Source organism: Caulobacter vibrioides (genome assembly GCF_002310375.3).
Taxonomy (GTDB): domain Bacteria; phylum Pseudomonadota; class Alphaproteobacteria; order Caulobacterales; family Caulobacteraceae; genus Caulobacter; species Caulobacter vibrioides_D.
This window is the reverse complement of the sequence record NZ_CP023315.3, coordinates 1,047,759-1,059,268: the sequence shown is the minus strand read 5'-3', so window position 1 is coordinate 1,059,268 and position 11,510 is coordinate 1,047,759. Positions and strand designations below refer to the sequence as shown.

Annotated in this window: 8 protein-coding genes and 1 tRNA gene; 7 read left to right on the top strand and 2 right to left on the bottom strand. The window is 67.2% G+C overall.

The features are described from left to right. Positions 1 to 10: 10 nt before the first annotated feature. Positions 11 to 2,044, top strand: a complete 2,034-nt coding sequence (locus CA606_RS04940; protein WP_096052136.1) for a phytase — start codon at positions 11 to 13, stop codon at positions 2,042 to 2,044. 304 nt (positions 2,045 to 2,348) lie between these two features. Here CA606_RS04940 and CA606_RS04935 read toward each other — a convergent pair. After that, positions 2,349 to 2,438: transfer RNA gene (locus CA606_RS04935), tRNA-Ser, on the bottom strand. Between the two features lie 154 nt (positions 2,439 to 2,592). Between CA606_RS04935 and msrA the strand changes: the two genes are divergently transcribed. Together msrA and CA606_RS04925 are read left to right on the top strand one after the other, a co-directional pair. Continuing rightward, the gene (gene msrA / locus CA606_RS04930; protein WP_096052137.1) at positions 2,593 to 3,246 is read left to right on the top strand and encodes a peptide-methionine (S)-S-oxide reductase MsrA; all 654 of its coding nucleotides are present in this window, start codon (positions 2,593 to 2,595) and stop codon (positions 3,244 to 3,246) included. Further along, complete coding sequence (locus tag CA606_RS04925) at positions 3,246 to 3,590, top strand: MmcQ/YjbR family DNA-binding protein (RefSeq protein ID WP_096052138.1); 345 nt, start codon at positions 3,246 to 3,248, stop codon at positions 3,588 to 3,590. The genes msrA and CA606_RS04925 overlap by 1 nt, the downstream gene beginning before the upstream one ends. Here CA606_RS04925 and CA606_RS04920 read toward each other — a convergent pair. Next, positions 3,583 to 4,215: a TetR/AcrR family transcriptional regulator gene (locus CA606_RS04920; protein WP_096052139.1), complete on the bottom strand. Its 633-nt coding sequence runs from the start codon at positions 4,213 to 4,215 to the stop codon at positions 3,583 to 3,585. The two genes, CA606_RS04925 and CA606_RS04920, sit on opposite strands and share 8 nt — an antisense overlap. Before the next feature lie 181 nt (positions 4,216 to 4,396). Here CA606_RS04920 and CA606_RS04915 point away from each other — a divergent pair, with 181 nt between their 5' ends. The 4 genes from CA606_RS04915 (at position 4,397) to CA606_RS04900 (ending at position 11,472) form a co-directional block, all read left to right on the top strand. Further along, complete coding sequence (locus tag CA606_RS04915; protein ID WP_096053866.1) at positions 4,397 to 4,582, top strand: hypothetical protein; 186 nt, start codon at positions 4,397 to 4,399, stop codon at positions 4,580 to 4,582. After that, entirely contained in the window at positions 4,579 to 7,074 is a 2,496-nt protein-coding gene (locus CA606_RS04910; protein ID WP_096052140.1) for a TonB-dependent receptor, read from the top strand. The genes CA606_RS04915 and CA606_RS04910 overlap by 4 nt, the downstream gene beginning before the upstream one ends. Positions 7,075 to 7,179: 105 nt before the next feature. Beyond that, positions 7,180 to 9,084 (top strand): glycoside hydrolase family 2 protein, encoded by a 1,905-nt coding sequence (locus CA606_RS04905; RefSeq protein WP_233282182.1) that lies wholly within the window; start codon positions 7,180 to 7,182, stop codon positions 9,082 to 9,084. Positions 9,085 to 9,186: 102 nt separating this feature from the next. After that, entirely contained in the window at positions 9,187 to 11,472 is a 2,286-nt protein-coding gene (locus tag CA606_RS04900; protein WP_096052141.1) for a glycoside hydrolase family 3 N-terminal domain-containing protein, read from the top strand. Positions 11,473 to 11,510: the final 38 nt, after the last annotated feature.

Sequence of the window (11,510 nt, the reverse complement as noted above, 5' to 3'; positions counted from 1 at the left end):
CGAGGACGTCATGTACCGATTTTTCCTGGCTAGCAGCCTGCTGGCGCTGAGCCTTGCTTCCGCCGCCGTCGCCCAAAGCACCGCCTCGCCCACGCCCTCGGCGCAGGTCACGCGCGCCACCACGCCGCTGACGCGTGGCGGCGCCAACGGCGTCGTCTTCATTCCGGACGCCAAGCGCGCCGACGGCGGGGTGATCGCCGCCAGCGGCGACCTGGGCGGTCTTGAGTTTTTCGGCCTCGATGGCCAGCCGCTGATGGCGGTTCCTGGCGGCGAGATCCAAGCCGTGGACGCCCGCGCCGACCAGCAGCGCACGCTCATCGCCGCCTTGGACAGCCAGGCCGGCCGCCTGCGTCTGTTCGCGCGCGACAACGCCAGCGGCGCGGTGACGCCGGTCGACGCCCGCGAGATCAAGCTGGGCTTCTCGGGCGAGGGTCTGTGCCTCTATCGCAGCGCGCGCGACAACGCGCTCTACGCCTACGCCATGGGCCGCGACGGCGAACTGGACCAGTGGCTGCTCTATCCGGTGGCGGACGGAAAGCTCGACGGCCGCGTCGTGCGTCGCCTGCGCCTGTCGTCGGAAGCCAAGTTCTGCGTCGCCGACGACAACACCGGCGCGCTGTACGTCGCCCAGCAGGACGTCGGCGTCTGGCGCTATGACGCCGATCCCGAAGCCGAGCCGATCCCCGTCATCGTCGACATCAATCGTCTGGGCCGGATCGCCAGCGAGGTGGGCGGTCTGGCCTTGGTCGACGGCGGCCCGTCCGCCAGCTTCCTGATCGCCGCCAACAACGGCGCGGGCGACTACAATGTCTATGACCGCAACGCCAAGGACCGCTGGATCGGCGCCTTCCGGCTCGAGCGCAACGGCGGCCCGGCGATCGAGGAAGCGGCCGGCCTCTTTGCGACCCGCGCCGGCGTGGGGACCGAGTTCCCCGGCGGCGTCCTGCTGGTGGCCAACGACGCCAACAACAACCCCGACATCAAGGTCGTGGGCTGGTCCGAGGTCGCCAAGGCCTTGAACCTGCCGATGGGCCAGGCCGACGCGGCCCGCCCCCCGAAACAACTGGCCCTGGTGCGCCCCACCATGGAGACCGAGCCGGTCAGCAACGACGGCGACGCAGCCGACGACCCAGCGATCTGGGCGCACCCCACCGATCCGGCCAAAAGCGTCATCATCGCCACCGACAAGAAGGGCGGCATCCTGGTCTATGACCTGGCCGGCAAGCCGCTGCAGTACCTGCCCGACGGCAAGATGAACAATGTCGACCTGCGGAACGGCTTCAAGCTCGGCGGCAAGACGGTGACCCTGGTCGCGGCCAGCGACCGAACCCATCGCGCGATCGCGCTCTACACGCTGGATCCCGACACCCGGCTGCTGACCAATGTCGCCGACGGCGTGCAGGCCAGCGGCCTCTCGGATCCCTACGGCCTGTGCCTGTACCAGGACCGCAAGGGCCGGGTCTCGGTGTTCGTCAGCGATCCGGACGGCCTGGTGCGGCAGTACAGCCTGACCGCCACCAAGACCGGCAAGGTCGCCGCCAAGCCGGTGCGCGACGTCAAGTTCGACACCCAGACCGAGGGCTGCGTCGCCGACGACGAGACCGGCGCGCTCTATGTCGCCGAAGAGGACGCCGCCCTCTGGAAGCTGGGCGCCGACGCCAGCGCCGGAACCGCCCGCAAGGCCATCGCCCGCATCGGCGAGCACCCCGCCCTGAAGGCCGACCTGGAAGGCATCGGCCTCTATCGTCAGCCCAAGGGCAAGGGCTACCTGGTGCTGTCCAGCCAGGGCGACAACACCTACGCCGTGTTCCGCCGCGAAGGCGACAACGCCTATGTCGGCAGCTTCACGGTCGGCGCGAACGGCGAGACGGGCATCGACGGCATCTCGGAGACCGACGGCCTGGACGTCAGCAGCGCCTCGCTCGGCGCGGGTCTTGAGGCCGGCGCCTTCGTGGCCCAGGACGGCCGCAACATCTCCCCACCCCAGACCCAGAACTTCAAGCTCGTGCCCTGGTCGGCGATCGCGGCGAAGCTGGGGCTTTAGGGCGGGCCCGCAGTCGGGCCGAATCTGCTGAGGCGGATGAAGGGGCCCACCGCCCCTGCGTCCTTCGAGGCTCGCCTACGGCTCGCACCTCAGGATGAGGAACACTGTTGCTGAACACCTCATCCTGAGGTGCGCGCGCCCGAGCGCGCCTCGAAGGACGCATTGAGGTAAAGGCCCGACCGCCCCGGGGAACGCCCGGTCCCAGATAGAACCAGACAAAGGGCGTCAGCGGGTTCGACGCCGAATGGCGAACGCCCCGAACGCCCCGAACGCCCATCAAGCCTTTGATTTCATTGGAAAGTAGTGGCGGTGAGAGAGGGATTCGAACCCTCGATAGAGTTTCCCCTATACACGCGTTCCAGGCGTGCGCCTTCAACCACTCGGCCACCTCACCAGCGCACTCGAGTCGGGGGTGGTTGAGACCCCCGGCGCGGGAAGGCGCGCAATATACTCAGGGGCTCGCCGGTAGCAAGCACGTTACGGGATGAAAGCGTCGACGACCGCGCCTATATCTGCCCCAAAGCGTTATCCGCCGCGAAAGGCCCGCCATGCTGTCGCTCAACAAGACCCTCGAGATTCCCTCCGCCGACACGGCCCTGCCCGGCCGCGCGGCGCCGATCCCGACGGCGCAGACCCACTTCATCAACGGCAACGCGCTGAAGGGTCCCTATCCGGAGGGCCTGGAGACGGCGATCGTCGCCATGGGCTGCTTCTGGGGCGTCGAGCGGGTGTTCTGGAAGGTTCCGGGCGTCTATGTGACCGCCGCCGGCTACGCCGCCGGGATCACGCCCAACCCGACCTATGAAGAGGTCTGCACCGGCCGCACCGGCCACACCGAGGTGGTGCTGGTGGTGTTCGACCCCAAGGTCGTCACCTATGAGGCGTTGCTGAAGACCTTCTGGGAGAACCACGATCCCACCCAGGGCATGCGCCAGGGCAATGACATCGGCACCCAGTATCGTTCGGGCCTGTATGTGACGAACGACGCGCAAGCCGCCGCCGCCGCCGAGTCGAAGGCCGCCTATCAGCAGGCGCTTTCGGCGCGCGGGCTTGGAACGATCACGACCGAGATCGCCCCGGCCGGGCCGTTCTATTTCGCCGAGGACTATCACCAGCAATACCTGGCCAAGAACCCGAACGGCTATTGCGGCATCGGCGGCACGGGCGTCGTTTGCCCAATTGGCCTGGGCGTCGAGGGCTGATGACGCCCGAGGCGTTCGACAAGGCGTGCCTGGCCCTGCCGGGCGCGACCCTCTCGATCCAGTGGGGCGACAATCACGTGTTCAAGGTGGCCGACAAGATGTTCGCCGTCCGCGCGGCGGCCGGCGACAGCTTCTCGTTCAAGGCCTCGGACGTCGCTTTCGAGGTGCTGACCGAGTCGGGCCGCGCCAAGCCCGCGCCCTATCTGGCGCGCGCCCGGTGGGTCTGGTTTGCGGACATGGCCGCCGAGGACGACGCGGAGATGGCCGACTGGCTGGCGACGGCCCACGCCCTCGTGGCCGCCAAGCTTACCCGCAAGGCCAGGGCGGCTCTGGGGATCAGCTAGATCGCGCCAGGCCGGAAAGGGCCGTCGTCTCGATGGCCTCCAGCAGGCGCTCGTTCGTCAGCCCGGGCGTCGTCGGCGTCCACTTGGTCAGCCAGATGAGCATGCCGACCAGGAGCTGGACAACCAGCCGCGGCTCGCAAGGCGCGATCGTGCCGTCGGCCATGCCCTCCTCAAGAATGCGCTCCAGCTTCCGCGCCAGCCGCCCGGTCCAGCTGTCGATGGCACGCTGCTGCGCCGCGTCCAGATAGGAATGATCGCCGAAATAGAGCTGGGGCCCGTTGACGACGCCGTCCTCGAGCACCGCGTGCAGGAACCGCCGCAGCTTGCACAGGCCCGTGCCGCCGTCGGCCTCGATCGTGCTCAGGATGGCCTCGAAGCGCTCCAGGGAACGCTGGTGGCCGGCATAGGCCAGGGCCTGCTTGTTGGGAAAATAGTAGTAGAGCGCCGCGTCGCGCAGATCGAGCGCGGCGGCGATGTCGGTCATGGTGGCCGCGGCGAAGCCCTTGGTGTTGATGATCTCGATGGCCGCGCGCAGGATCGCCTCGCGCTTCTTCATCGACTTCTGACTTTGCGCCAGGGGCCTGACCTCTTCGATCAGAACGCCAGGGTCTTCGCCCTTCGCCAAGCGAGCTCTCCTCCGCGACACCGTCGGTTCTCGCGCCGATCGAGCATCGTTACGCCAACCTCCGCTGTAACGCGGCGGGGATCAATCCGATAAATTCTAACTTGCGTTAGAATATCGAGACCATGTTAAGTTCGGATCTGCAACGCTCGAGATGCAAGCTCGCGCGTGCTGGGGCGATAACATGACGCAAAGCGTCCTCATCCACGGCCAGGCCAAGGCGACCGTCTTGAACGGTGCGCTCGGCTGGCCAGGATCGTCCTTACCCAACGTCAACACGTCCGCTCTTCCCCAAAAGAAATCCGTAATTGCTCGAGGCGGGTCGGGAAGCCGCGCGGCCTATAATAAAAAATCAGGGAGTATCTCATGAGAAACGTCCACCTGCTGGGGGTCTCGGCCCTGGCGCTCGCCATTGCTTCGCCGGCCCTGGCCCAGAGCCAATCCTCCACCGACAACTCGATCTCGGAAATCGTCGTCACCGCCACCAAGCGCGAACAGACCCTGCAGGACGTGCCGATCTCGGTCGCCGTCACCGGTCAGCAGACGATCGAACGCGCTCAGGTCCGCGACCTGATCGACCTGCAATCGGTCGTTCCCTCGCTGAAGGTCTCGCAGTTCAACGCGACCGGCCAGACGAACTTCGTGATCCGCGGCTTCGGCAACGGCAACGGCAACGACGGCATCGAAAGCTCGGTGGGCGTGTTCATCGACGGCGTCTATCGCTCGCGCTCGGCCGCGGCCCTGGATGACCTGCCCGAAGTGGAACGCATCGAAGTGCTGCGCGGCCCGCAGTCGACCCTGTTCGGCAAGAACGTGTCGGCCGGCGCGATCAGCATCGTCACCAAGAAGCCGCAGTACGAATTCGGCGGCAAGATCGAAGGCAGCTACGGCAACTACAACGCCCAGCAGCTGAAGGGCACGATCACCGGTCCGCTCAGCGACACCGTCGCCGTCCGCGTCTCGGGCAGCTACAACAAGCGCGACGGCCTGTTCACCAACCTGACCACCGGCAACGACGTCAACAACCGTAACCGCTGGTCGATCCGCGGCGACCTGCTGATCGAGCCCACCGACAAGCTGTCGATGCGCTTCATCGCCGACTACAACGAGATCACCGAGCGCTGCTGCGGCGTCAGCTCGATCTTCAACGGCCCGGCCACCCTGGCCATCGGCGGCGTGCTGCGCAAGCCGATCAGCGACACGACCAAGGTCTTCGACCGCAATGTGATCTTCAACACCGACCCGGAAAACGACCTGTCGGGTCGCGGCTTCTCGGGTCAGGTCGACTATGATCTCGGCTTCGCCAAGATGACCTCGATCACGGCCTACCGGAACCAGCAGAACTCGTCCTTCCAGGACATCGACTTCACCGGCGCCGACATCTCCAACAACCGCACCGCCAACGAGATCAAGACGTTCACCCAGGAAATCCGCCTGGCTTCGAACAGCGAAGGTCCGTTCAACTGGCTGGCCGGCGCCTTCTTCCAGGACGAGCGCCTGGATACCGGCCGCACCGTCAGCTACGGCACGGACATCCGCGCGTTCGCCGACGCCCTGGCCGGCGGCGTTCCGCCCACCCTGCTGGGCGCCCTGCCGCCGACGCTGCGTCCGGCCCTCACCGGTCGTTCGAACCTGTATGCGATCGAGTTCCTGCAGAGCCTGGTCACGCCGTCGATCCGTCCGGGCGCCACCTACTTCCAGGCTGGTCAGGGCATCGACGACTACTACAAGATGAACCAGCGCACCCTGTCGCTGTTCAGCCAGTTCGACTACCAGGTCACTGAGAACCTGACCCTGACGGGTGGTCTGGCCTATCTGAAGGACAGCAAGAAGGCCAAGTCGCTCGTAACCATGAACGACCCCTTCTCGGCGCTGAACCTCGGCGCCGTGCCGCAGTTCACCGCCCTGGGCCTGCCGGGCAACATCTACAGCGCCCTGGGCGCGCTGCAGTTCTTCTACGGCAACACCACCAACCACGGCCCGGTGAACTACCCGAACGCCAACGAGTCGGGTCAGCTGAAGGGTGACAAGATCACCTACGCCCTCCGCGCGGCTTACGACTTCGGCGCCGTCAACGCCTATGTCAGCTACTCGACGGGCTGGAAGGCGGGCGCCTACAACCTGTCGTCCGACAGCCGTCCGCCGAACGCCAACGGCGTTGGCCGCAGCGCCAATCCGGAAGACGTGGATGTCCTGGAAGCCGGCGTGAAGGCCAACTTCCCGGGTGGTTACGCCAACGTCGCGGTGTTCCAGCAGTCGATCAAGGGCTTCCAGTCCAACGCCTTTACGGGCCTGGGCTACAGCCTGGTCAATGCGGGTGAGCAGTCGGTGAAGGGCTTCGAGATCGACAGCGCCTGGCGCCCGACCAGCTGGCTGAACCTGTCGGCGGCCGTGACGTACCTGGATCCGAAGTACGACAGCTTCACGGGCGCGGCCTGCGTGGCCTACGACACCGTGCGCTGCCCGGTCGATCCGACCACCGGCCGTCGTCCGAACTTCCGCGACCTGACGGGCGATGCTCCGGCGGGCATTCCGAAGTGGTCGTTCTCCACCTCGGCGACCGTCAACCACCAGTTCGGCGACTATCAGGCCTATGCCCGCGTCGAGTACGACCACGCCAGCAAGACGCAGCTGACCGAAACCACCCCGCCGAACCTCTCCACCTGGGGTCAGGACGTGGTCAACGCCAGCATCGGCGTGACCAACACGATGAAGCAGATCGAAGTCATGCTGTGGGCCCGCAACCTGACCAAGGATAACGGCCTGATCTCGACCTTCCCGACCGTGGCCCAGGACGGCAGCTACAGCGGCTATCCGAACGCCCCGCGCACCTACGGTGTGACGGTCCGCAAGACCTTCTAAGGTCTGGCGACACTCTGAAGACGAGCGGCCCGGTCATCCGATCGGGCCGCTTTTCTTTTGCCCAAATTGGTCTGACCACTTTTGGTTGCGCCCTGGCCACTTGTCATGCTTCAACAGTCCGGACACGCCGAATGGCGGCAGGAGGACGCGATGGGCATGGGATGGACGAAGCTGGCCGGCGTGATCGGCGCGCTGATGCTGTTGGCGCCGACCGTGGGGAACGCCTCCACACCCACCCTGACCCGGGCCGACACCCGCGAGGGCGTCGATCTTTCCGGAACCTGGCGCTACTCGGTCGATCCGTACCGGGACGGTCTGGCCGGCTTCCACCGGGGCCCGGCGGGCGAAGGCCACCGGCGCTATGACGATGTCGATGTCGACGCCGTCACCCGCGCGCGGCCGAACGCGCTGTATGAATACGACATGGACCGCAGCGCCATGACCACCCTGCCTCAGGGCTGGATCGGCCATGATCCGACCCTGCGGCACTACCAGGGCCTGATGTGGTACCAGCGCCGCTTTGACGCCGCGCCGTTGAAGCCGGGTCAGCGGGCCTTCCTGCGGTTCGAGGCGGTCAACTACACCGCCAAGGTCTATCTGAACGGCAAGGCGGTCGGCGAGCACGAGGGCGGCTTCACGCCGTTCTCGATGGAGGTCACCGACATCCTGCGCGCGCGAGACAACCAGATCACCGTCGGGGTCGACTCCACGCCCCAGGCCGATGGCGTCCCCCCGCCCGTGACCGACTGGGAGAACTATGGCGGCATAACCCGGCCCATGCGCCTGGTGGTCACGCCGGCGACCTTTGTCGACGAGGCCTGGGTGCGGCTGTCCAAGGATGGGAAGATCATCGCCACGATCAAGCTCGACGGCGCCAAGGCCGCTGGCGAAGAAGTGCGTGTGCGGATCGGCGAACTGGGCGTTGAACTGGTCGGAAAGACCGACGCCAACGGGATGCTGAGCGCCTCGACCACCGCGCCCAAGACCCTGGTGCGTTGGTCGCCCGAGACGCCCCGGCTGTACGAGGTGGTTGTGCAGGCCGGCGAGGATCGCCTGACCGATCGGGTCGGCTTCCGCACGATCGAGACCAAGGGCTCGGAAATCCTGCTCAACGGCAAGCCGATCTTCCTGCGGGGGATCTCGGTGCACGAGGAGGAGTTTGGCGAGGCCCCGGCGCGCACGATCACCGAGGCCGGCGCACGGGCGCTGCTGTCCGAGGTCAAGCAGGGCCTGCACGGCAACTTCGTACGCCTGGCCCACTATCCGCACAGCGAGATCATGACCCGCGTCGCCGACGAGATGGGCCTCTTGGTCTGGAGCGAGATCCCGGTCTACTGGCTGGTCGACTTCGGCAATCCACGCACCCTGGCCTTGGCCCGCGGCATGCTGGCCGACAACATCCGCCGCGACCGCAACCGCGCCTCGATCATTCTGTGGAGCGTGGCCAACGAGACGCCGATCACCGAGCTTCGCAATCGCTTCCTCTACCAGTTGGTCGATGACGTCCGCGCCCTGGACGACAGCCGCCTGGTCACCGCCGCCCTTCTGACGGATCGCAAGACGGTCGATGGTCAGGTGGTCATGGGTCTCAACGATCCGCTGGCCGACAAGCTGGATGTGCTGGCGGCCAACACCTACAACGGCTGGTACAGCAACGATGCGCTCGACGCCCTGCCCGCCATGACCTGGCGCGCGACCGACAAGCCCATGGTGTTCTCCGAGTTCGGGGCCGACGCCCTGGCCGGCTTCAGCGACCCGGCGCTGATGCGCAAGTTCTCCGAGGACTTCCAGACAAGGTACTACGAGAAGACCCTGGCCATGGCCGACAAGGCCCCGACCCTGCGCGGAATCTCGCCCTGGATCCTCAAGGACTTCCGCAGCCCCCGCCGCCAGCATCCGATCTATCAGCAGGGCTGGAACCGCAAGGGCCTGCTCTCGCCGACCGGTCGCCGCAAGCCAGCCTTCTATGTGCTGCGAGACTTCTTCAAGGCCAAGCAAGCCGCTCGTTAACACCTGGACCCGAGACCAAGGTCGTGGTGGCGCAGCCTGCATGACAGCGCTATCACTTTCACGCCCACCAAGGGCGCGACCACAAGAACAGGCAGGGATGGGATGACGACGCGGCGTAATGTGATGGCGGGCGGCTTGGCCCTGGCGACGACCCTTCTGGCCCCGCGCGCCGGCCATGCCCAACCCCTCGCCGGCCATCACGTGCGCAAGGTCCAGGACCTGCTGTCGCGGATGACGCTGGACGAGAAGATCGGCCAGATGCACCAGCCGCCCGGCGGCCGCCAGAAGGCGCTGAACTCAAGGATCGACGCTGCGGCGCTGGATCTGGTTCGCAAGGGCGGGGTCGGCTCATACCTGCACGTCGCGGGCGCCCAGTTCCTGCGGGACCTGCAGAAGGTGGCGGTGGAGGAGTCTCGCCTGAAGATTCCCCTGCTGTTCGCCATCGACGTGGTGCACGGCTATCGCACGCTCTATCCGGTCCCGCTGGCCATGGCCGCGACCTTCGATCCCGACGCCTACCGCGCCTGCGCCCGCATGGCGGCGGTCGAGACCAGCGTCGCGGGCCTGCACTGGACCTTTGCGCCGATGGTGGACGTGGCCCGCGACCCGCGCTGGGGCCGGGTGGTCGAGGGCTCGGGCGAAGACGCCTATCTCGGCTCGGTCATGAGCATCGCCCAGACCGAGGGCTTCCAGACCAAGGACCTGGCCGGCCGCGACACGGTGCTGGCCTGCGTCAAGCACTTCGGCGCCTATGGCGCGGTGGCGGGCGGCCGCGACTACGACAGCGCCGACATCTCCGAACGCACGCTGCATGAGGTGATCCTGCCCCCCTTCGCCGCCGGCAAGGCGGCCGGCGCGGGATCGTTCATGACGGCCTTCAACGACATCGGCGGCGTGCCGACCACCGCCAACGCCGCCCTCGTGCGCGGGCTGCTGCGGGACAAGTGGGGTTTTGACGGCATCGTCGTCAGCGACTGGAACGCCATCTCCGAACTGATGGCGCATGGCGTCGCCGAGACCCTGGCGCAGGCCGCCGCCCTGGCGCTGAAAGCGGGCGTCGACATGGACATGGCCGGCGGTGTCTACGCCGCGCATCTGAAGACGGCCGTCGCAGAGGATCCAGGCCTGCTGCCGCTGATCGACCAGGCCGTCACCCACATCCTGATGACCAAGGCGCGCCTGGGCCTGTTCGACGACCCCTACCGCTTCGGCGACGTCGCGCGCGAGAAGACCGTCATGGTCTCGGCCCCGCACCGCGCCATCGCCCGCGACGCCGCCCGCAAGGCGGTCGTGCTGCTGAAGAACGACGGCGACCTGCTGCCGCTGGCCAAGGGCGCCAAGGTCGCCGTGGTCGGCGCCCTGGCCGACGACGCCCGCAGCGCCATCGGGTCCTGGAAGGCCCGGGGCGAGGAGACCGACGCCGTCACCCTGGTCTCGGCGCTGAAGACCCGCCTGCCCGGCGTCGTCTATGTCCCCGGCGCTGCGCCGCGCACGGACGACCTGTCGGGCGTCGCGGCCGCCGTGGAGGCCGCCAAGGCCGCCGATGTCACCCTGCTGGTGGTCGGCGAGGACTTCGACCACAGCGCCGAGTCCCGCAGCCGTTCGGACCTCTCCCTGCCCGGCGGCCAAAAGGCCTTGGCGGACGCGATCCTGGCGACCGGAAAGCCCGTCGTGCTGCTGGTGATGGGCGGCCGCCCCCTGGCCATTCCCGACCTGCTGGCCAAGGCGCCGGCCGCGCTGATGACCTGGCTGCTGGGCGTCGAAAGCGGCCCCGCCCTGGCCGACATCCTCCTGGGGGACGTCTCCCCCGCCGGCCGCCTGCCGATGGGCCTTCCGCGCGCTTCGGGAAGCCTGCCCGAGACCTACGCCCACTATCCCACCGGTCGACCGGCCGACCCCGACCTGGCCAAGGACACCGTGCGCTATCACGACCTGGACATCGGCCCGGTCTATCCGTTCGGTCACGGCCTTTCGTATGCCCGCTTCGCCTATTCCGACCTCGTGCTGGACAAGGCCGCCCTGGGCGCGGGTGAAACCGTTTCGGCGACCGTGACGGTGACCAATACGGGCAAGGTCACCGCCGACGAAGTCGTGCAGCTCTACATGCGTGACCCGGTCGCGGCGGTCGCGCGTCCCGTCAAGGAACTGCGCGGCTTCCGCCGTCTGACGCTCAAGCCGGGCGAGACGCGACGCCTGACCTTCACCCTCTCGGCGCGCCAATGCGCGTTCTGGGACAACGGGCGCTGGCGGATCCAGAAGGGGCGGATCGACCTGATGATCGGCGCCTCGTCCGCCGATATTCGTCATCGCGTATCGTTCGTGATCGACGCGGAGGGGTGGAGCGACACGTCGCCAGCGTCGATCATGACACCGATTTCCGTGTCCTGACGGCCTGGATGCTTAAAAGATCGGCGCCTGCGCCGGTT

Bases quoted from the DNA above. Each gene is read 5' to 3' on its own strand.
- CA606_RS04940 (WP_096052136.1), top strand. From the start codon at position 11: ATGTACCGATTTTTCCTGGCTAGCAGCCTGCTGGCGCTGAGCCTTGCT.
- msrA (WP_096052137.1), top strand. From the start codon at position 2,593: ATGCTGTCGCTCAACAAGACCCTCGAGATTCCCTCCGCCGACACGGCC.
- CA606_RS04925 (WP_096052138.1), top strand. From the start codon at position 3,246: ATGACGCCCGAGGCGTTCGACAAGGCGTGCCTGGCCCTGCCGGGCGCG.
- CA606_RS04915 (WP_096053866.1), top strand. From the start codon at position 4,397: ATGACGCAAAGCGTCCTCATCCACGGCCAGGCCAAGGCGACCGTCTTG.
- CA606_RS04910 (WP_096052140.1), top strand. From the start codon at position 4,579: ATGAGAAACGTCCACCTGCTGGGGGTCTCGGCCCTGGCGCTCGCCATT.
- CA606_RS04905 (WP_233282182.1), top strand. From the start codon at position 7,180: ATGCTTCAACAGTCCGGACACGCCGAATGGCGGCAGGAGGACGCGATG.
- CA606_RS04900 (WP_096052141.1), top strand. From the start codon at position 9,187: ATGACGACGCGGCGTAATGTGATGGCGGGCGGCTTGGCCCTGGCGACG.